The organism is Pseudooceanicola sediminis (assembly GCF_003575965.1).
Classification (GTDB): domain Bacteria; phylum Pseudomonadota; class Alphaproteobacteria; order Rhodobacterales; family Rhodobacteraceae; genus Pseudooceanicola; species Pseudooceanicola sediminis.
This window is the reverse complement of the sequence record NZ_QWJJ01000007.1, coordinates 178,950-197,697: the sequence shown is the minus strand read 5'-3', so window position 1 is coordinate 197,697 and position 18,748 is coordinate 178,950. Positions and strand designations below refer to the sequence as shown.

The following is an 18,748-nucleotide window of genomic DNA, read 5'->3' as shown; positions in this document are numbered from 1 at the left end:
TTGCCCTCTGCATGCGGGCCTCGACCCCTCGCGGGTGCCCCCATGACTGACCAGTATCGCACCTATGCGCGCGGTCTCGAAAGCCCGGCGCAACAGCACTTCCTGATCGTGCCTGCAGACGGCGTTGATCTCCCGGACCGGCCTCGCATGCTCCGCGTGCTGACGGGGGGCGATCTCTCGATGCGCGACATTAATGGCGTTGTGGTCACACTGACCGTGCTCGCCTGTGAAACGATCTACTTCTCGCCGGTCGGCATCGAGGCCACGGGCACGACTGCCACTGTCGTGGGATGGGTCTGATGCTCTTCGCCGCGAATAACTTCGGGATGACCGCGCTGCGAAACGGGTTTGGCGCCATCAACGGCGTGGCCCCCTTGTGGTACGCCGACTTCGAGAATGGACGATATGCTCGTAACGGACAGCCGGTCACGCAGTTCAAGAACCTCTCGTTCACGCGAGCCGGGGCTGCTCGGTACGTGGCCGAGGATTTGACTGTAGGTACAGCTCCTATCAACGAGCCCAGGTTCGACTGGCGGACTGGAAAGCGCCGCCTTTTGGTCGAGAATACCGCTACCAACACTGTGCTGTACTCTAAGGACTACACCAACGATATATGGGAAAAGGCTAACGGCATGACCGTGACCCCTAATTCGGTTGTCTCCCCTGATGGCGTTACACTGGCGGATAGCCTGAATGTAACCGGGTCTTCCACCGGCATCCTGTATCAACAATCCCTGTCTGTGGTAGCTGGGACGACCCTTACGTTCAGCTACTACGTCAAGAAAGGGACTTCGATCAACTATCTGGCTGTGTACAACAACACCGACGCGTCCTTCATTGTCCATCCCGTTGTATCTGACGCATACGTAACGCAGACGTTGGCTAACGGGTGGGCACGCGTGGCGTGCACCTTTGTAGTACCCGAGGGATGCGAGAACGTGCGTGTTTACCCACACAGATCGTTCATCGGAGTTCCAGCTTCCTACGGTTCGGTGGCGGTGTGGGGTGCCCAGCTGGAAGAAAACAACGCGGCGTCCTCTTACATCGACACGACCAGTGGGGCAGTTACTCGCGCCGGTGACCACCCGCTCTCAGACATATCCGAGTTTGACCTGGACGATGGGCTTTGGCTCGTTCTGGACGGGCTCTTGTGGGGTGAATTACTCTCGGGTGACAGGTTGTTCGAGCTCGACGGAGGGTCCGAAGAGGTCAACCGTCTCATTACGGTGCTATCTGGCTCCAGCACTCAAGCACGTCAGTTCTATAGTGGGGGCTACGCTTCTGCTGTCAGCCCTTATAGCCTACCCGCAGAGTATTCGATAGCGTGCCGCTTCTCTCCGGGCAACCTGTCGCTCGTCCTCAACGGCACCCTATGGGACGCCAACGTCCCGTCAGGATACGCAGCTCCCACCACGCTGCGGATTGCAGATGCGTTCCCCGGTCAGTTATCTGTCCGGAACACGAGCGTCTTGGGGCTTGGTCTTTATCCTGCCTCCGTGCCAGTTGAAGCCATGAAGGCGAGGACTGCCCAATGACCCTCACAGCAGCTCTCGTGCGCGGCGAAAACGAAGCCACCTTCCTCGCGGGTCTCCTCTCTTCCATGCCCCAATACGTGGCCCTTCCCAGCGACGAAAACGGGTTCGAAACACCGCGGGTCGTCGGTCTTGCGCGAACGCCCGCTGTCTACCAGCCAGGCGGCGAGGCCTTCATCTGCTACGTTCACTTGCGGGAAGATGAGGTGCCCGCATGGGAAACACTTGAAGGTGTTCGGGTCCTCGGCCGCGCGCCCTACACGGGTCTCGATACGGTAGATGCGGTCTATGCCGACGTGCAGTCCCGACCTGACGATTGGCAGGCCTATACCGAGGTCGCCGCGCGGCCCGCGTATCAATCCAGCGGGGAGGATGGTTCAAGCCTCACCGTGCAGGCCACACTCATGCGCCCCGGCATTGCCTGACAGCCGTTCGGGGCAGGGGGGCAGACACTCAGCAGACACTTGGGGGCATGTGCATGTCAGATCAGCAGAGGCTGGAACGGATCGAACAGACGCTCGACAAGCTGTCTGACGTGGTGGTCCAGCAGGCCCGGATGCAGGAACAGCTGGTGACGCTGTTCAAGCGGATGGAGCGCTATGACCGGGACCAGGGCCTGCTGGCCCGCAAGCATGAGCACGATCAGGCGATCCTCACGGAGAAAGTGGTGCTGCTGGAACGTCTCAGCATCGGACGCGGGATCTTCTTTCGCGCGCTCGACAAGGCGATCTGGCTGATCGCGGGCTGTCTGGTCGCGGCGGCAGCGACGCTCCTGGACCGACCGCCCTGATACACCCCGCCCGCGCAACACCCTGACCCAAGGCCCCGGAAACTCCGGGGCCTTTTGCTTTGAAGGAGACAGAAATGCGGAAGAACTATCAGCTTATCCAATCCTGGATCGGCCTGTCGGAGGGGGGCTATGTGCATCATCCCGACGATCCTGGCGGCGCGACGGATCGCGGCATCACCCAAGGCACCTTTGATGCCTGGAACCGGATGCACGGCCAGCGTCTGCGCCCGGTGCGCGGGATCCCGAAGGCCGAGGCCGAGGCGATCATCGCGCACCAATACCTCGACAAGGTGGGGGCGGATCTGCTGCCTACTGGGCTTGATTACTGCGTTGGCGACTACGCGGTGAACTCCGGCGTGGGGCACGCGGCCAGGGAGCTGCAGCGGGTGCTGGGGGTCTCGGTCGACGGGATTGTCGGCGCGCAGACGCTGGCGGCCGCCAATGGCGCCGACGTCGAGGCGGTGATTGCCGCGCTCTGTGCCCGGCGCATGCGCTTCCTGCGTGGGCTGCGGACCTGGCGCACCTTCGGCGCGGGCTGGTCGGTGCGGGTCATCGGCAAGAACGCGGGCGCGCAAGCCGATGACTGCGGCGTACTTGATCGTGCGACCCGTCTGGCGCGCGCGGCCGTGATCATCCCGGCGCCGATGCAAAGCGCCCCGGCCAAAGCCCGCCCGGCGGATCGCTCGCCCCTTGCCGCGTTCCTGGCGCAGCTGTTCGGCGTGCGCGCCGTCGCCTGATCTCAACACCTTCAGAAAGGAGACACTCACATGGCTGGAAGCATTGGCCTGTTCATTCGCATGGCGCTTTACCTCGGCGGGGCCTTCGTGGCCGGGCAGGGATGGGCGACGTTCAATCCCGAGGCCGGGACGCTGACCATTCAGATCGAACCGCTGGTCGAGGTGCTGGCGGGGCTGTCGGTCTTTGGTGGCACCTTTGCCGCCAGTCGCATCGTGAAGAAGAAGGGCGGCACGACATGAGCGCGCTGCTGTCGCGGATCTGGCTGAAGCTGGTGGCGGGCGTGGCCCTGGTGATGGCGGCCGTGGTCGCCGCGCGCCGGGGCGGCCGCCGCTCGGCGCGGCTCGACCAGGCGCGCGAGGCAGATCACCGGGCGGATCGGGGCAGGGCGGCAGCAGCCGACGCTCTGCGCTCCGATCAGTCGCCCGAACAGATCGCACGCCAGAATGATGAGGCTTGGAAATGAGGTGCGGTGCGGTGCTGATCGTTCTGGCGCTTGCCGCCTGTGCGCCGGAGATCCCGAGCGGGGCCGGATGCCAGACCTATGGCGCCGAGCGCAGCCATATGCCCCGCCCGCTGCCCGACACGTCCCTCGGCGCTTGGGTTGCTGTCACCGATGCAGCCATGACCGGCGCTTGCCGGTAGCTTGAGCGGGGCGGAAACGCCCCGCCTAACTTGACGACACGCTCCGAATACACAGGGAGCGGGTGCGCTGATCGGCAGAGCCTTATCGTGGCTGAACGACACGACCGGCCCAGAGCTGACCTTCGCGGAGGATCATAATGCTGCGCTCCAGCTCCTCTATAGCAGTCGTATAGACACTGCGCAGCATTACCCAGAATTGGCGACGGCGCAGAAACCTCGCGCGCCTTGTACAGGGTGAAGGATACAGCCGCCGAGAAGGAAGCGCGGCACGCCCTGCAACTGAAGAGGCCCGCATAGAGCTGATAGTCCATCAGGTACATCCGGAGGCGCTCGCGCATCGAGCCCCTTTCCTTGGTCAGCATCGGCATTGAGCCACTCTGCGCATCGTTCCCAAACAGATCAGTGTGGCAGATGTTGCCAGCGGGTCCTATCCGCACGACAGTTCGCTAGTGACTTTCGCGACCACGCCCGCTACACCCGCTGCATGTATGACTGCTGGGAAGATATTGTAAGCGACGTGCCTTCCAAGGCTCCATTTTGTGCAACTTTTGGGATGCTGGATCCTTGGAACCGACTTTTTCGAGCAAGCTCATGAGGGACTTGGCAACAGAACGCAAGAAAGCCTACCGTCACCTCGGAAGTGAGGACGGTCAGGCGTTCATTGGTTTGGTGGCGGATTTCAGGGCGGCGTTCTTTGCCGGTGACGTACCTATGGGACCGCTTTCGGCGACGAAAGTAGAAGGCACCTTTGAGCTGGACTGGTTCGTATCCACTGGCTGCACACTGAAGACGGTGATAGCTGCATCCGGCGTTGGAGACGAAGCGTGGAAAGATGCTCATCGAATCCACCTGAAAGCTATCGTAATTGAAGGGGAGGTGTTTGCTTGATGTTTGAACCAAACTGGGCTTCCCCACCGGGCGACACAATCGCAAGGCTGGCTGCGGCTGGAAAAAAATCAATTCACGATTTGGCCGAACGCATCGGGTTCGAAGAAGACTTGTTTTCTGGAATAATGGAAGGGCGCGTTGTGATTTCCGAAGAAATCGCAGACGCCCTATCTTCGGAGCTTGGTGCATCACGCCAGTTCTGGATTGAACGCTATAACCAGTTTCTGGGAGATAGAGCGCGGCTTGCAGGTTCTGCGCCAACCGAAGAGTTGTCTAGGTGGGGGCAGTCGTTTCCAGTTCGAGCCCTCCGAGAACTCGGTTGGCTGCCGAAAGGCTCTCGCGGTGAGCGTCTATCCGAGGACATCCTGAACTTTTTTGGATGCGATAGCATCAGCGGTTGGAACCAGCGGTACTCCGCTGGGATAGGCCAAGTTGCATTTCGAACATCTTTTGCCTTTGAGGCCGACGAGATGGCGACTTTGGCCTGGCTGCGTATCGGAGAGATGCAAGCTGAAAACCTGACCTTGGCGAAGTTTTCCGCGAGCAATTTCAAGAAACGTCTGACTGAGTTGAAGAAGCTATGTGCGCTCAAGCGCCCGGAGTTATTCTTTCCAAAACTGCAGCAAGCTTGCGCTGAGGAAGGTGTTGGCCTGGTAAGCTCGAAGGCCCCGAAAGGTTGTAGAGCAAGCGGTGCCACTTGGACATCCCCAAACGGCAACCCGATTATCTTGCTAAGCTTTCGCTATTTAAGTGAAGACCATTTTTGGTTCACTTTTTTCCACGAGGCCGCACACGTGGTTCTGCATGGCACTGACCACATTTCGGTGGATGGCGCTGATCCGTCACCGCTAGGAGCGTCTGTATTCGAAGGCGAAGCTGACATTTTCGCTCAAGATACGCTTGTTTCGGCTGACTTGCGAGATGAGATGTTAAACGCAATGCCGACCCGTCCTCATGTACGGAGAATCGCTCGAAAAGCCGGGGTCACACCGGGAATTATTGTCGGACAGCTTCAAAAAGCTGGGGCGCTCCAGCCCCACCAATTTAATGATCTAAAGCGCCGTTACAAATGGGAAGGGAGCACTAAACTGCCGGTCCCTTCTCAACCTCGGAAATACTCGTAAACATCAGGGCTTTTTTGCCAATTGCAAAGGCTGTCTTCGATCACCTGTTTTCCCACGCCAAGAACCCCGTCCAAGGCATCAACGTGAGGCTCCAAGGCTCTACCGGTAATGTGATGGTCGCGATCACCGAAAAACAGAAGCCGTGCCCCTGCAAGAGGTCCTGTTGCCTTATCCAAGTAGACGCTGCCTGGTGTAATCGGAGCAAGCTGAAGTTTGCCGAGCATCGTAAGGAAATCGAACCTTCCGAGGCGTCCTCCACCGAAGCCAAAAACCCCCTTCATGGACTTGTAGAGAGCATCGAAAGCCGCTTCGGGTTCCTGACCGAAACTTGCATGTGTCGCGATCATTCGATCACGAAATCCGCCGAACTCAGTCTGCCACTCATAGTACGTGCGAAACGTCTTCGCTATGGCTTGATGTTTCTTGCTCTGAAATTTGCGGTGGTTAGAAAAACTACCCGAAATGTTGGCGTCCGCCAACCGGCCAGAGTTTGCGGCCAACATGTTCTCGAACCCTGCACGGTCTGCAGTATACTGTGCGAACGTCCAAACTGGTCCCACGCTAAACGAACCATAGACATTTGCAGCCAGCTTCCATTCATCTACCGCGTGTTTTCCAAAATGGGTGAGGACGAAAGTTAACCAGACCGCTTCATCGAGTTGTCCGCTTCTCTGAAAGTGAAGCGCCCCTCGTACCGGGTCGAAAATACCGGAATGCGGATCACACCTCGCCGCATTCACTCTACGCATCAACAACGTGTCTGTATATGAAATTCGACGTAGGCTGGACACGATTTGTTGCGCCCAGCAACGTCTCCGCTGGGCTGTTGCAATACTGGGGAGTGGGCCAAATTGCGCGTCAATCTGGCCAATCTTTCCGAGGAACTCGTCTATTCTGTCTTTGTGGACACCGTTCATGACCCACCTCTCAACTTACATTCTCAAATAGATCCCTAACGGGGGATTGTTTTCTTTCGAGCCTACCGAGGATGTAGATCCGATAGGTCGGTGAAGTTTCTTTCATGACCTTCACAACTCTGCGCAGCTCGGGCCTCTCGGTTCTAAGGCCATCTCCGCGCTTCTTCATTTCCTCAAATATTTTGTGGATTCTGAAAAGCTCAATGAAGTCGCGCCAGTACGGATCAAGGTCTGTTGGAGCGATGTACTCGATGTTGCCAGATCGGATTTCTTGCTCTGCCATTTTTACCTTTTCTATGCTCGGCCATGGGTCTCCTGATGGCATTTCAGGCATTGGCGAGAAATCATGGAAACCCTCCCTGTAGTACGCTTTGGCGCCAGATGTTGAAGTGTTCGCTGGGCGACCCTCAGTTGCCGCATAGTCATGGTACAAGTGTAGGCTTGTCACAGAATGGGTATACTTACCCAGCCCAAACCCAAGTTCACGAGCCGCAACCTCCTGAAGCATAGTAAAAGTGAAAATGTCGTGCGGGAGGCCGAAGAATGCGTCATTGGACCGCATATGCGTGTGCATCAACAACTGCCCATTCCTAACCGCAAATTGAATGGTGCAGGTACAAGGCTTGTCGCCGTTCTCGGGCCTAGCATCGGAGTTAGCGTAAATCTGTATTATTGCGTTGCGCGAGCCCTCTCGCTCACGCAAAGTACGGATCACCCGATCCCACTCGCTAACTTCGTCACGCTTTTCTAGTGCCCCTTTTCCGAATATTCGCGGTCCGTAGGCCCCATTTGCAGTAACTTCGTCTTTTATCAGTTTTGGATAGTTGGGGATGTAGTGTTTGATGAAATCGACGCTATCGCTGCCCGCCAAGTACCAAAACAACTCGCCAAGTGGACTAAAGGCTTTAGCTTTCGAAAACGATCTGCTTAGTCGCGCGCGCGGGTTCTTGAGCTCTAAGAGCGCACCGAAGACCTCAGTGCTTCTACCTTTGCTGGATTCGACTTCAAAATTCCCGCGCCCTGTGAGCAGCTGCTTGAAAACGGCCCTCAATAGGTCGTCTAGACTATCCTCACTCGCATGAAACACTATCGCTCAACCTCATCTGTCGATTGAGTATCTGCTTTCTACGATACGCTTTCAAGAGGAAGCCTAAATGTCCGCTTTGGTGAAACATCCAGTCTTTCGGCTGCATTGCAGCGAACTTCTGCTCTCCGCCCGGTCTGCTGGCGCTGCGCAGTAAAGAGGCAAATGATCGAATGTCGAATTTCGCTCAAGCAGCCCATCGACGCCTGTAGGGCGTGAGAACCTGAACGCGCGCGAGGTGCTGACGGATAGAGATGAATGTCCTGCAGATTATGTGAGGTGCCGTAACATAAAGGTATCAGAATTGGATCACAAATTGGGTCACAAAATGGCGCACACCTCTATTTCATGTCTTGCAAATAAAGGGTCTATCGAGGGCGCGAAATCCCACCTCCTCCGCCACTTGCCCCCGCGAAAGCGTTCTCTCGATTCGGCTGCGGCTGGATTTTTTCGTGTTTTCAAAGGGGTTTGCGGGGCAGGCTAGGCACCGCCACAGGTGTCAGGAGACCCGAAAGCGTTCTCTCGGCCCGAAATTCTCCGGACCTGTTAACTGCATTGGTTTGGTGAATTTCTTCCAAGACATTGAAAGAAAACGGGAAAAGAGTGCGGCAAGAAATGTTTCCGATCTTGGTCCCACCTATTCAAATAGGACTGGGATCGAACCGCAATCGGGGACCGAGCAACGTGCGCACGGAGCTACCTATAACATTGGTGGGGCTAGTCTTCCTGCTCGATGAGCGCTGATAACCGCGCAACGAAATAGGCGTTAACGAGTTCGATTGCCTCATGGACAGGAAATTGGAAATGCTCGTCGAGATCGTAACCAGAGATCGCAAGTGGCGGTGGTAGCGATAGAAGGCCGTAGTAGAAGATGACGTGAGCATTGCTCGTCTCCGACCAGAGCCCAAGCCCGCGGCCGTAATCGCTGAGAAGCATCTGGGTGCGGACGAGCTCTTCGTGAATAAGGCGCCGCTTTCCTCCATCGTATGAGCCGTTGCCGCGTTTGACATTGTAGGCGTTTAGGGAGCGACTTACCTCGTCGAATACCAAGATGTCGACGCGCACGGAGCGTTCACGATCTCCATACGGAAGGTGCGCTTGCAACAAGGAGTCTAGCCGCTCCGCGATCCGGACCTCCCGGAGTGTGTCATGTGAAAGCTTGAAGTCGTCCTCTGTCCAAACGCGCAACCTTGCGCAGTCCTTAAGCCGCTCAAGTAGGGCCCTTTGAAGGATGGCGCCATGTCTTTTGTAGGCTGAGCTGATAATCGAGGTCGCACGGGAGTACTTTCTACCCGCGATGGGATCTTCCCGGAAGCGGGTTGCACCTAGCCTGTCGATCGTCTCGTCTACTGTCGGCCGCAGGCGCTCGAGGTAGTCTTCGAGTTCCGAAGTCGTGGGAACTGGAGTACCTACAGTCAAATCTTCTTCCTTCGCTTGTGTTCAACCTGAGGCCTCCATATCGTACGGAGATATTGAATGAATATCCTGAGGTTAATGGGGAATCAGTGTAATGGCGAGCATCAATGTGAACGATCTGCGGCCGGCGAGCGAATTCAATCTCGAGCCTGATCCGCGCGTATTGCCGATGCTCGGCGAGATCAACATCGATCAGTGGCGCTGCGTTGCAGAACTCGTCGACAACGCAGTTGACGGCTTTTTGAAAGAAGGACGTGCTGGAAACTCGGTCGCTGGTGCAAAGGTCGATGTCCACTTGCCGCAAGCGGACTCACCTGGAGCGACACTTCGGATTATCGATAATGGTCCCGGCATGACACCAGATATGCTGGAACGCGCCGTACGCGCCGGTTGGTCAGGCAATAATCCAATCGATAGCCTTGGGCTGTTTGGCATGGGCTTCAACATCGCCACGGCTCGTCTTGGTTCGGTCACCGAAGTTTGGACTACGCGTAAGGGTGAGCGTGAGTGGCACGGACTCCTGATCGATTTCGACAAGTTGCGTCTGCAGCGTCACTTTCGGACGCCGCGTTTGTCGCGCGCAAAGGCCGATCCCGATCAACATGGTACCGAGATTACGATCAAGCAACTCAAGCCAGAGCAAAGAAAATGGCTCGCAAAAAACGCGAATCAAACGGCAATACGCAAACGGCTCTCGCAAGCTTACTCTTCGATGCTTCGGCCGAACGGAATTCCAATCAGTTTCGAGCTCTATGTGAACCACAAGCGCGTCGAGGCGCGACGTCATTGCCTGTGGAATGAAGATCGGGTTGTTCCCGGGCCCGGTGGAACAAATATTCCGGCAGTTATCAGTATCAATCATGAACTCGCAGCCAGATTGTACTGCATCAATTGCATGAGTTGGCTCGTAGATGCGGAAGTGGGCGGAACATGTCCGAATTGCGAAACCGCTAAGTCTGTAGTCGAACGTAAACGCAAGGTTACGGGGTGGCTGGGAATTCAGAGATATCTCGACCAGTCCGAGTTCGGTATCGATTTTGTTCGCAATGGGCGAAAAATTGAGATTGGGAACAAGGACCTTTTTTCCTGGAGCGATGGGGAAAATGAAGAGCGGGAGTACCCGATTGACGATCAGCGAAACCGAGGCCGCATAGTTGGTGAGATCCACATTGATCATTGCCGGGTCAGCTATGCTAAAGATCGTTTTGATCGTGCAGATCCGACATGGGATGAAATGTATAGAGTCATCCGAGGAGAGGGGCCGCTTCGTCCTGAAAAAGCTAAAGATCTTGGCTATGGCCCAAATGAATCACCGCTCTTTCGACTTTTTAAAGCTTTCCGACGGACGAGTCCTCACTCCAAGACTGCAGGCGCCTACGGACGAATTTTGATCGTCAAGGACAACGCTCGCGCCGTCGAAATGGTCAATGCCTTCCACGATGGCAATCCTGACTATCAGGACGACAGTAAATGGTGGGAGCTCGTTGAGGCCGCTGACCGTGAGTTGCTCTACGGCGCCGGCGGACGAGCAACTGGGGGCAAGGAACCGACATCTGGTGGCGATGCACAACTTCCGCCAGGCCTCCTCGGCGGCGCAACATCCGGCGGCGATACGCCTGATCCAGATCCGGCAACGCCTCCCGAGCCAGAGAAGGCCGCAGCACCGGAGCGTCGAGAAGCGCCACTCCTTAGTCGCCGGTATCAACATGACGGTACTGGCATGAAATGGAATGTCGTCGCATATGAGGTCGACTCCAAGGACCCCGATTTAGCGGGAGATGCTCCGTGGGCCATGATTATGGGTGACGTGACGACGAAGACCCATCATTTTCTTTTCAATCCTGCACACAAAACCTTTGAATCAATCACAATGACACCAAGGGACGCGCTCCTAGCGCATCTCGCTTACATGACTGCGGATCAGACTCGCAACTCTAGCCAACAGCCCGACTTTGCTCAATTATTCGCGGATTTTCGGGACGCCTATGGGGAAGAGACGGCTCTTGACCTAAAGGCATTGCCCAATACTGCCACGTCGGTTCTAGTTGATGTGGCTCGTTGTCTTGTTTCGGTTTGTCCTGAGGAGGAACGCGCTTCTCTGTTCAATGACTTAGGCGTGGATGAGCAGACTGCGGTTATGCGCGCGTTGGCAGCAAAAAAAATCAAGCCTTCCGAGGCCACGGTGAATGGTAGTTTCCTTCTTTCTGGGCCACTCGAAATTGTTCGAATTGCCGTTGAGAAACGGCCGGACCTATGCTTCGATGGCAAGCTTTGGGATTCCCCTTACGCTGACCTCGATTACGGCGACCCGCAAATCACCGCAGAAGCACGCGCTGGTGTCTTGTCGCGTTATCTTGCTCTAATTGACGACGCTGTTTGGCTCTCCAAGCAAGACAGCGGAGATCTTGCCAGCAGTTCACGGAGTGAGGTCATTCGGGCTGTAATGTCTCTGGAGCTATTGAAACCAGATGTTGAGATCTCTGCATGACGCACTTTCTTGACGACAGGCGACTCCTACGTGGCCCATGGCAAGCGTTTGAGCGCGATGTTGCAAGAATTTTGATGCATGCAGGCTTCGATGATGTGCGCGTTGTTGGTGGTTCGGGCGACAAAGGCGCAGATGTCGTTGGCGTGAAAAACGGTGAGATTTGGGTTGTGCAGTGCAAACACACCACGACCGCCCCGCCCACGAAACATGCCGTCCAAGAAGTTGTCGATGCCGGAACATACTATGGTGCCAACCGTATGCTTCTGGCGACTTCACGCGCGGTCGGTGGTGGAGTCCTAGCCGAAATCGAACGTTTCCGCCGGATAGGGATCAATGTCGAATTACTCGATCCAGCTCGTCTTGCGCACCTTGCTCAAGAAGTCCCCGAGTACCCTAAGTCGAGAAGGGATCTAAGGCCATATCAGCAAGAGGCAGTCGATAGATTTCGCGAAGGCCTCACGGACACGGGTCGCGCTCAAGTCGTGCTTGCAACGGGTTTAGGCAAGACCGTGGTAATGGCGGAAGTTGTTGCGGATCTTTATCGTGATGGCCTCATTCGCGAAAACCGGGTGCTCGTTCTCGCCGACAAACGTGAGCTCATTCGACAGCTACAATTCGGATTTTGGCATCAGCTGCCCAAGTGGGTTCCAACGCATATGCTTTCGGGCGATGAGACCCCATCTTTCTACGATGGAATCACTTTCGCGACGGTCCAAAGCATCATTGGACGTGTCGATGATTTGCCAAATTTTGGCTTGGTGCTTGTCGATGAGGCGCATCATATCGGATCCGCTAGTTTTCGGCGTGCGCTCGCTGCTCTTGAGCCACCTATGGTCGGTGGAGCAACGGCAACGCCGTGGCGCGGCGATGGTTTCGACATCGATGAGCTATTGGGCAAGCCGCTTGTTCGGCTCGGTATCTCAGACGGCCTGAGGCAGAAATACCTTTGCGAGGTCGATTATCGGCTGTTGGCAGACAACGTCGACTGGGAGTTTGTACAGGAAATCTCTTCGCACAACTATTCTCTAAACCAACTGAACAGGAAGCTTTTGATGCCAACTCGCGACGATGAGGCGGCCAGGCACATTGTCGAGGCTTTCCGCAGCGAGAAGCGGCGGGGTGGGATTGTGTTCTCTCCAACGGTTGATCACGCTGAGAGTTTCGCGGGAACACTTCGTGGTTACGGATTGCGCGCTGAATCTATTTCGTCGAGGCAGGAAGCCCGCGAGCGCGATCGACTTATGGCAATGTTCCGACGAGGGGACATCGATGTATTGTCCAGTGTTGATTTGTTTAACGAAGGCGTTGACGTGCCTGATGTTGATCTAATTGTCTTCATGCGCGCGACGCATAGCCGTCGGATCTTTGTCCAGCAGCTTGGCCGGGGGCTTCGCCTGAGCCACGGTAAAGACAAGGTAATCGTGATGGATTTCGTGACCGATCTGCGTCGAGTGGCGGAAGTGATCGAACTTGAAAAGGCCGCTGCGGGTCCTGTCGAGCGGCTGCCTCTCGGACACAATCTCATCAATTTCCGCGACGCATCGGCAGGAAATTTCATGCTCGAATGGATGAAGGATCAGGCGGATTTGATTTTGCGCGAGGGTGACGCGCAGTTAGAAGTTCCGCAGTTTGAGTTTCCAGCCGCACCCCAGCCGGGAGGCGTGCAATGAGGGTGCCCGTGAGCGTTCGAAGCGAGATCAAGGAGCACCTGTGGGCAGAAGCTGATCGGCTCAATTGGTCGGCGCTTTCGGCTACCGATAAGTCGCGTTACTACTCGGTGTGGACCGAGACGGAGAGTATTGGCGGAAGGCTGGGTCAGTACATGGACCCGCGAAAAGTTCGCGTTTATATCAAGGATACGCTCCTCAAGTCATACACTAGGGAGGCCTCAGCCAACCCCGCGCGCGTATTCCGGGTGCTCGGGATTGACGAGGGTGCAGAGGTCAGCGCGACTTTCATTAAACCGCACGGCTGCCTTCTCCCCGATGGGCGCCAGATCGCTTGGAGCAAGGCAGCTGACTGGAAGGCAACGTTGATGGCCCTGCATGAGCGTGCTTTCGAGAATAGCGAGCCTTTTGCAGCTGTGCTGACCGAATCTTCAGCAAAGTTCGGGATGGCAACCCAGCGCGCAGTCGTCGAAAGCGCGGCGGACAAAATTGGCATCAAGCGCCTGATTTGGTTGGACTAACTAGTATGAGTTCGGAAGTTCTTCTTGTCGGTCCACTCTGCGTGCCATTATAAGGATGCGCGTGGATACACTGACGCCAGAACAGCGAAGCGAGCGCATGAGCCGGGTCCGCGGCCGTGACACCAAGCCGGAGCTGCTGGTGCGCCGCCTGGTCCACGGTATGGGCTATCGCTACAGGCTTCATCGTCATGACCTGCCCGGGAAGCCTGACCTAGTCTTTCCGGCTCGAAGAAAGGTAATCTTCGTGCACGGCTGTTTTTGGCACCGACACCCAGATCCGGCGTGCCCGCTGGCGAGACTCCCGAAATCCAGGCTGGACTTTTGGGGCCCGAAGCTGGAAACAAATAGGAAACGGGACGAGCGTAATATCGTCCTGCTCGCAGAACTCGGTTGGGACGTCCTCGTGATATGGGAATGCCAAACAAAAAACCGAGAGGAATTGCAGGCAAGGATCGGGGAGTTCCTGGGATGATGAGATCGGTCGAGCTGTTCGTGGGCGCAGGCGGGCTTGGGATCGGCGTCAGCCAAGCAGGATTCCGCCCGGCTGCCGTCATGGACTGGGACCGATGGGCGTGCGACACTCTCCGCGAGAACAAAGATCGCGGTCTTGATCCAATTACGCACTGGCCGATTCATGAGGGTGATGTGCGGCAGTTCGATTTTGGGACCGTAGGCGGCTCCGTCGACCTCGTTACGGGCGGACCGCCCTGCCAACCTTTTTCGATGGGCGGACGCCACCGCGCATTTCTCGACAGCCGGGACATGTTCCCGCAGGCCATCCGTGCCGTGCGCGAGCTTCGACCTAGGGCTTTCATCTTCGAGAACGTAAAGGGGCTTACGCGCAGCAGTTTCGCGAATTACCTCGAGTACATTCGACTGCAGCTGACCTATCCCGATCTTGTTGCCAAGAGGGAAGAAGAATGGCTGGCACACCTCGCGCGCCTGGAGAACCATCACACGAAGGGAACCGAGAAGGGCCTGCACTATCGAGTGGTGATGCGGGTTCTGAATTCGGCGAACTACGGTGTCCCCCAGCGACGTGAGCGCATCTTCCTCGTCGGGTTCCGTGCCGACACCGAGATCGAGTGGCACTTTCCGAAGCCGACCCACTCGCGGGACGCGCTGCTCTGGTCGCAATGGCGCGAGGAGGTCTATTGGGACCTGCACCGCGTCTCTCGCAAGAACCGGCCGGATGGTGGTGCGGCGCAGGCGCGGGCCTTGAAGATAGCTGAGCGGCCTCTGGACGAACCGTGGCTGACCGTGCGCGACGCGATCTCCGACCTTCCGGATCCGGAACATGCGTCCGGCACGGCGCTGGACTTTCATGACCACCGGTTTCAACCCGGTGCACGCTCCTATCCGGGGCACACGGGAAGCCCACTTGACGAGCCCGGCAAGACACTGAAGGCGGGCGTGCATGGTGTTCCTGGAGGCGAGAACATGCTGCGCAGGCCTGATGGCTCGGTGCGCTATTTCACGATCCGAGAGAGCGCTCGCCTGCAGACCTTCCCCGACGACATGGTGTTCCACGGCTCGTGGACGGAGACGATGCGGCAGCTCGGAAACGCCGTCCCGTGCCAATTGGCTCGGATCGTCGCCACAGGCGTTCGAGACAAGCTCAGCGCGGCTTAGATCTGAACCCCGTGAGCGTACTGGCGATCTTCCTTGTACAGGATCACGTGGCTCACGAAATAGGTCGCCTGCCAGCCAGCGGGCAAAGCAGCTACGATCAGCTGCATTGCTCTTCGCACTGAGATGGGACCGGGTGGAATCTCCAATTGCGACGCTGGCATGTCCGGGTGAGGATTTAGCCGATAGTCATGTCCTCCGACCTTCGTTCGTGGCGGTGGTAAAGAAACCTCGTAGCGCAGGGTGTAGGGAAGCACATCCTTCAGTGCCATTAGGGCAACGTGAACCGTCGTCTGTCCCGTCGCAAGCAAACTATGCGGAGTATCAATGTCGATCGGAAAGCGCGCGTCGAAGCCCTGCTCAGGCTTGTTCGTCGTCTCGCGCTCGCGCCCTGGATCATTGGACCCGAAGCCCGATCCGTTCCACTCCGAACCGTAGTGGGCAATCAATCTGGATTCGATATCCATCGCGGTCAGAACGAGGATCCGCGCGGCCTTGAACTGGACATCTTCGGGCCGCACGTTTCGCCGTTGCTCGAACTTCCGCGCGTGCCTAGCCAGGCGGGTTCGAAGCCCAGCCTCCGCATCGGTTTTCCCGACATAGCGGACCTCTCCGTCGTGGATCAGCAGGTACACGCCTTGGGCGTCGGGAAGCGCCTGGGCGTTGTCTAGGGTGAGCGGCGCGCTACCCATGGCATCGAGCGTGGGGATGAGCTGGTTCATGACTGCACCCATCAGGTCCAACTCGAATGCGATGAATCCGTCTGCCACTCGTCACTCCGATTCCCATGCCCTCTCAGATGCTTAGCACGTGGGAAAGATCCGCGCACTCCAGCGCGGGCAGAATTTTTTGTCAGACTTGAGTTGGCTGAAAGCGCTCGCTAAAGCGCGTATAGGGCTTTTTTACGCATTCTTGGAATGTCATGGTGTTTCTGCTTGACGGACTGGCGGTGGCCCTATGACCCGTGGAACTCAAGTTTGAAGTTCATCAATTGATCCTCCCACTCGGTCGGAAATGGTTCCAGAACCCGCGCCAGCGTTATCTCCGGCCCCTGTTGCCCATCCAAGATCGCTTCGACGATATCCGGGGCGAGCAGCGTCAACCGCAAAACGCGAGTCATGTATGATGGCGCGATCCCTTCGCGTTTGGACAGTTCGTTGATCGTCGTGAAGTCCCCGGACTCCAACATCCACTTCCACCTAAAACCGCGGGCCAGAGCCTTCACCAGCGTGTTGTCCGTTCGACGCGGTTGCTTGACGCCCTCGGGCAGCTGCATCTCCTTTCGCCCACCGCGCTTCACGACACGGAAAGGCACGTGCAGCGTCACGGTGTCCGGGATCGGCGTCCTGCTGGTCATGCCGCCGCCTCAATACCGCCTGCAAACATCTCGCGCGCAAGGCCACGGAGGCCGTCGACGCGCAGCCGGACATTGAGCCCGTCCGTGCCGATGTCCACGCGCTCGATCAGAAGCGCCACGATGCGTGCCTGCTCGGCGGGGAAGAGTTCATCCCAAAGCGGATCGAGCTGCTGCAGAGCCGCGCGGGCATCGGCCTCGGTGATGTCGTCGGCATTGGCGCGTGCCGCCTTCCATGTCCCGGCCACGATCTCGGGTTGGCGGAACACTGTGCGAAGCTGATCAATGACGGCGGTTTCGATCTCACCAGCCGAGACACGGCCCACGCGACACGATCCGGCGCCGTGCTTCAGCACGGTCTGGCTGACATAGTAGCGATACAGCCGGTCGCGTTTGCGGGTGTGCGTCGGCGAAAACGCCGCGCCGTCCGGTCCATAGAGCAAGCCTTTGAGCATGGCTGGTGTTTTGGCTCTGGTCCGGGCCGCGCGTTTGCGTGGGCTTTCCTGCAGGATGGCATGGACGCGGTCCCACGTCTCGCGATCGATGATGGCGTCGTGCTCGCCGGGATAGCTTTCGCCCTTGTGGACCGCCTCGCCAATATACGCGCGGTTGTTGAGCATGCGGTAGATAAACTTCTTGTCCATCGGGTTGCCCTTGGGGGTCAGTATGCCCTTGGCAGCGGTTTCGCGGGCCAGTTCGGTGCCAGATCCGATTTTGATAAACCGCTCGAATGCCCAACGGACATGCGCTGCGCGCTCCTCGTCGATGATCAGTTTGCGACTTTCAACGCGATAACCGTAGGGCGGAACCCCGCCCATCCACATCCCCTTTTTGCGGCTCGCCGCGACCTTGTCGCGAATGCGCTCGGCCGTGACCTCGCGCTCGAACTGGGCGAAGGAAAGCAGGATGTTTAGCGTCAGCCGCCCCATTGATGTGGTGGTATTGAACGACTGCGTGACCGAAACGAAGGTCACGTCATTGCGGTCGAACACCTCGACCAGCTTGGCGAAATCGGCCAGAGAGCGGCTGAGGCGGTCGATCTTGTAGACAACGACCACATCGACAAGCCCGTCCTCAATATCCGCCATCAATTGCTGCAAGCCCGGGCGGTCTAGCGTGCCGCCAGAAATGCCACCATCGTCATACTGATCGTGGACGAGCACCCAGCCCTCGGAGCGCTGGCTAGCGATATAGGCCTCGCAGGCCTCCCGTTGCGCGTGCAGACTGTTAAATTCCTGCTCGAGCCCTTCCTCGGAGGACTTGCGCGTGTAGATCGCGCAGCGCAGTTTCCGGACAATTGGCTTGGTCATGCGCGCCTCCGGTGGTTTTTCAGGCCAAAGAACACCCAGCCGTTCCAGCGCGTACCGGTGATGGCGCAGGCAATGGCTGACAGCGATTTATAAGGGCGACCCTGCCAGTCGAAACCGTCGGCGGTGACGGTGACGAGGTGTTCAACGCCTTGCCATTCACGGATCAACCGCGTCCCGACGATGGGCGTCAGGTCAGCGCGGATGCGGCTCTTTTTGCGATCACCGCCATCAAGTTGCTCGCCAAGGGCTTCTAGCCGCTTTACCGTTTCCGGCTTCAGGCCGCCATAAGCCAGCTCCTGGATGCGGTACGCGAGGCGACTTTCGAGGTAACGGCGATTGAACGGCGGCGGTTCGCTGTCGAACAACTCCCGCCATTGCGCCTTTAGGTCAGGCGTCGATGTGGTCTTGAGCGCGGCCAGGCGCGCGGGGATCGGATCGTGGGTCGTCATACATTTCTCCGGTGAGTTGGAGTTGCATGACGCCATTCGTCGGCCGGATAGTGTAGTCCACTTTCTCCAGTATCGTCAGATACTTCCGCCCGATCACGCATCCGCAACCGAACCAGCCCGAGCGCCAGCAGGCCGCATAGCTCGGCGCGGCGTTCTGCGGGCGTCATCTGGTCGGGTGGCAGGGGGGTGGGTCGTTTCA

General features: G+C 57.5%; 22 protein-coding genes. 15 read left to right on the top strand and 7 right to left on the bottom strand.

Features of this window, described 5'->3' with window-relative positions:
• Nucleotides 1–42: 42 nt before the first annotated feature.
• The 10 genes from DL237_RS09910 (at nt 43) to DL237_RS09865 (ending at nt 5,714) form a co-directional block, all read left to right on the top strand.
• Nucleotides 43–300 (top strand): spike base protein, RCAP_Rcc01079 family, encoded by a 258-nt coding sequence (locus DL237_RS09910; RefSeq protein ID WP_119398893.1) that lies wholly within the window; start codon nt 43–45, stop codon nt 298–300.
• Nucleotides 300–1,535, top strand: a complete 1,236-nt coding sequence (locus DL237_RS09905; RefSeq protein WP_119398892.1) for a phage head spike fiber domain-containing protein — start codon at nt 300–302, stop codon at nt 1,533–1,535. The genes DL237_RS09910 and DL237_RS09905 overlap by 1 nt, the downstream gene beginning before the upstream one ends.
• Nucleotides 1,532–1,957 carry a hypothetical protein gene (locus DL237_RS09900; RefSeq protein WP_119398891.1) on the top strand — a complete coding sequence of 142 codons (426 nt, stop codon included), beginning with the start codon at nt 1,532–1,534 and terminating at the stop codon, nt 1,955–1,957. Before DL237_RS09905 ends, DL237_RS09900 begins: the two co-directional genes overlap by 4 nt.
• A 53-nt stretch (nt 1,958–2,010) precedes the next feature.
• The gene (locus DL237_RS09895) at nt 2,011–2,322 is read left to right on the top strand and encodes a hypothetical protein (protein ID WP_147405331.1); all 312 of its coding nucleotides are present in this window, start codon (nt 2,011–2,013) and stop codon (nt 2,320–2,322) included.
• 74 nt (nt 2,323–2,396) lie between these two features.
• Entirely contained in the window at nt 2,397–3,059 is a 663-nt protein-coding gene (locus tag DL237_RS09890) for a glycoside hydrolase family 108 protein (RefSeq protein WP_119398889.1), read from the top strand.
• A gap of 30 nt (nt 3,060–3,089) precedes the next feature.
• Nucleotides 3,090–3,299, top strand: coding sequence for a hypothetical protein (locus DL237_RS09885; protein WP_119398888.1), 210 nt, complete (start codon nt 3,090–3,092; stop codon nt 3,297–3,299).
• Complete coding sequence (locus DL237_RS09880) at nt 3,296–3,523, top strand: hypothetical protein (RefSeq protein ID WP_119398887.1); 228 nt, start codon at nt 3,296–3,298, stop codon at nt 3,521–3,523. Before DL237_RS09885 ends, DL237_RS09880 begins: the two co-directional genes overlap by 4 nt.
• The gene (locus DL237_RS09875; protein WP_119398886.1) at nt 3,520–3,702 is read left to right on the top strand and encodes a hypothetical protein; all 183 of its coding nucleotides are present in this window, start codon (nt 3,520–3,522) and stop codon (nt 3,700–3,702) included. The genes DL237_RS09880 and DL237_RS09875 overlap by 4 nt, the downstream gene beginning before the upstream one ends.
• Nucleotides 3,703–4,266: 564 nt before the next feature.
• Nucleotides 4,267–4,590 carry a hypothetical protein gene (locus tag DL237_RS09870; RefSeq protein WP_158585612.1) on the top strand — a complete coding sequence of 108 codons (324 nt, stop codon included), beginning with the start codon at nt 4,267–4,269 and terminating at the stop codon, nt 4,588–4,590.
• A complete protein-coding gene (locus DL237_RS09865; protein ID WP_119398884.1) occupies nt 4,590–5,714 on the top strand; it encodes an ImmA/IrrE family metallo-endopeptidase in 1,125 nt (374 codons plus the stop codon). The genes DL237_RS09870 and DL237_RS09865 overlap by 1 nt, the downstream gene beginning before the upstream one ends.
• Here DL237_RS09865 and DL237_RS20470 read toward each other — a convergent pair.
• From DL237_RS20470 to DL237_RS09850, 3 genes are all read right to left on the bottom strand, one after another.
• Nucleotides 5,693–6,631: an alpha-glutamyl/putrescinyl thymine pyrophosphorylase clade 3 protein gene (locus DL237_RS20470; RefSeq protein WP_147405327.1), complete on the bottom strand. Its 939-nt coding sequence runs from the start codon at nt 6,629–6,631 to the stop codon at nt 5,693–5,695. The two genes, DL237_RS09865 and DL237_RS20470, sit on opposite strands and share 22 nt — an antisense overlap.
• A gap of 10 nt (nt 6,632–6,641) precedes the next feature.
• Nucleotides 6,642–7,682, bottom strand: a complete 1,041-nt coding sequence (locus DL237_RS09855; protein WP_158585611.1) for a thymidylate synthase — start codon at nt 7,680–7,682, stop codon at nt 6,642–6,644.
• A 750-nt stretch (nt 7,683–8,432) separates the two neighbouring features.
• On the bottom strand, nt 8,433–9,134 hold the full coding sequence (locus DL237_RS09850) for a hypothetical protein (protein ID WP_119398881.1): 702 nt from the start codon (nt 9,132–9,134) through the stop codon (nt 8,433–8,435).
• Between the two features lie 91 nt (nt 9,135–9,225).
• On the opposite strand from DL237_RS09850, the gene DL237_RS09845 reads away from it, so the two are divergent.
• Genes DL237_RS09845 through DL237_RS09825 form a run of 5 tightly spaced genes read left to right on the top strand, consistent with a single transcriptional unit; the run spans nt 9,226 to nt 15,439 of the window.
• On the top strand, nt 9,226–11,619 hold the full coding sequence (locus tag DL237_RS09845; RefSeq protein ID WP_119398880.1) for an ATP-binding protein: 2,394 nt from the start codon (nt 9,226–9,228) through the stop codon (nt 11,617–11,619).
• On the top strand, nt 11,616–13,289 hold the full coding sequence (locus DL237_RS09840; protein ID WP_119398879.1) for a DEAD/DEAH box helicase family protein: 1,674 nt from the start codon (nt 11,616–11,618) through the stop codon (nt 13,287–13,289). The genes DL237_RS09845 and DL237_RS09840 overlap by 4 nt, the downstream gene beginning before the upstream one ends.
• 8 nt (nt 13,290–13,297) lie before the next feature.
• Nucleotides 13,298–13,807: a hypothetical protein gene (locus DL237_RS09835; protein WP_147405326.1), complete on the top strand. Its 510-nt coding sequence runs from the start codon at nt 13,298–13,300 to the stop codon at nt 13,805–13,807.
• Between the two features lie 55 nt (nt 13,808–13,862).
• Complete coding sequence (locus tag DL237_RS09830) at nt 13,863–14,279, top strand: very short patch repair endonuclease (protein WP_119398877.1); 417 nt, start codon at nt 13,863–13,865, stop codon at nt 14,277–14,279.
• Nucleotides 14,276–15,439, top strand: a complete 1,164-nt coding sequence (locus DL237_RS09825) for a DNA cytosine methyltransferase (RefSeq protein WP_119398876.1) — start codon at nt 14,276–14,278, stop codon at nt 15,437–15,439. The genes DL237_RS09830 and DL237_RS09825 overlap by 4 nt, the downstream gene beginning before the upstream one ends.
• On the opposite strand, the gene DL237_RS09820 is transcribed toward DL237_RS09825, so the two are convergent.
• From DL237_RS09820 to DL237_RS09805, 4 genes are all read right to left on the bottom strand, one after another.
• Nucleotides 15,436–16,206, bottom strand: coding sequence for a GIY-YIG nuclease family protein (locus DL237_RS09820; RefSeq protein WP_199672046.1), 771 nt, complete (start codon nt 16,204–16,206; stop codon nt 15,436–15,438). The genes DL237_RS09825 and DL237_RS09820 overlap by 4 nt on opposite strands.
• A 185-nt stretch (nt 16,207–16,391) precedes the next feature.
• Nucleotides 16,392–16,793, bottom strand: a complete 402-nt coding sequence (locus tag DL237_RS09815; RefSeq protein ID WP_119398875.1) for a hypothetical protein — start codon at nt 16,791–16,793, stop codon at nt 16,392–16,394.
• On the bottom strand, nt 16,790–18,100 hold the full coding sequence (locus DL237_RS09810; RefSeq protein WP_119398874.1) for a recombinase family protein: 1,311 nt from the start codon (nt 18,098–18,100) through the stop codon (nt 16,790–16,792). The genes DL237_RS09815 and DL237_RS09810 overlap by 4 nt, the downstream gene beginning before the upstream one ends.
• Nucleotides 18,097–18,549, bottom strand: a complete 453-nt coding sequence (locus DL237_RS09805) for a DUF2924 domain-containing protein (protein WP_119398873.1) — start codon at nt 18,547–18,549, stop codon at nt 18,097–18,099. The genes DL237_RS09810 and DL237_RS09805 overlap by 4 nt, the downstream gene beginning before the upstream one ends.
• Between the last annotated feature and the right edge of the window lie 199 nt (nt 18,550–18,748).

What these genes read in the sequence shown, in the direction of transcription:
- DL237_RS09910 (WP_119398893.1), top strand. Translation starts at nt 43, where the DNA reads ATGACTGACCAGTATCGCACCTATGCGCGCGGTCTCGAAAGCCCGGCG.
- DL237_RS09905 (WP_119398892.1), top strand. Translation starts at nt 300, where the DNA reads ATGCTCTTCGCCGCGAATAACTTCGGGATGACCGCGCTGCGAAACGGG.
- DL237_RS09900 (WP_119398891.1), top strand. Translation starts at nt 1,532, where the DNA reads ATGACCCTCACAGCAGCTCTCGTGCGCGGCGAAAACGAAGCCACCTTC.
- DL237_RS09895 (WP_147405331.1), top strand. Translation starts at nt 2,011, where the DNA reads ATGTCAGATCAGCAGAGGCTGGAACGGATCGAACAGACGCTCGACAAG.
- DL237_RS09890 (WP_119398889.1), top strand. Translation starts at nt 2,397, where the DNA reads ATGCGGAAGAACTATCAGCTTATCCAATCCTGGATCGGCCTGTCGGAG.
- DL237_RS09885 (WP_119398888.1), top strand. Translation starts at nt 3,090, where the DNA reads ATGGCTGGAAGCATTGGCCTGTTCATTCGCATGGCGCTTTACCTCGGC.
- DL237_RS09880 (WP_119398887.1), top strand. Translation starts at nt 3,296, where the DNA reads ATGAGCGCGCTGCTGTCGCGGATCTGGCTGAAGCTGGTGGCGGGCGTG.
- DL237_RS09875 (WP_119398886.1), top strand. Translation starts at nt 3,520, where the DNA reads ATGAGGTGCGGTGCGGTGCTGATCGTTCTGGCGCTTGCCGCCTGTGCG.
- DL237_RS09865 (WP_119398884.1), top strand. Translation starts at nt 4,590, where the DNA reads ATGTTTGAACCAAACTGGGCTTCCCCACCGGGCGACACAATCGCAAGG.
- DL237_RS20470 (WP_147405327.1), bottom strand. Translation starts at nt 6,631, where the DNA reads ATGAACGGTGTCCACAAAGACAGAATAGACGAGTTCCTCGGAAAGATT.
- DL237_RS09845 (WP_119398880.1), top strand. Translation starts at nt 9,226, where the DNA reads ATGGCGAGCATCAATGTGAACGATCTGCGGCCGGCGAGCGAATTCAAT.
- DL237_RS09840 (WP_119398879.1), top strand. Translation starts at nt 11,616, where the DNA reads ATGACGCACTTTCTTGACGACAGGCGACTCCTACGTGGCCCATGGCAA.
- DL237_RS09830 (WP_119398877.1), top strand. Translation starts at nt 13,863, where the DNA reads ATGCGCGTGGATACACTGACGCCAGAACAGCGAAGCGAGCGCATGAGC.
- DL237_RS09825 (WP_119398876.1), top strand. Translation starts at nt 14,276, where the DNA reads ATGATGAGATCGGTCGAGCTGTTCGTGGGCGCAGGCGGGCTTGGGATC.
- DL237_RS09815 (WP_119398875.1), bottom strand. Translation starts at nt 16,793, where the DNA reads ATGACCAGCAGGACGCCGATCCCGGACACCGTGACGCTGCACGTGCCT.
- DL237_RS09810 (WP_119398874.1), bottom strand. Translation starts at nt 18,100, where the DNA reads ATGACCAAGCCAATTGTCCGGAAACTGCGCTGCGCGATCTACACGCGC.
- DL237_RS09805 (WP_119398873.1), bottom strand. Translation starts at nt 18,549, where the DNA reads ATGACGACCCACGATCCGATCCCCGCGCGCCTGGCCGCGCTCAAGACC.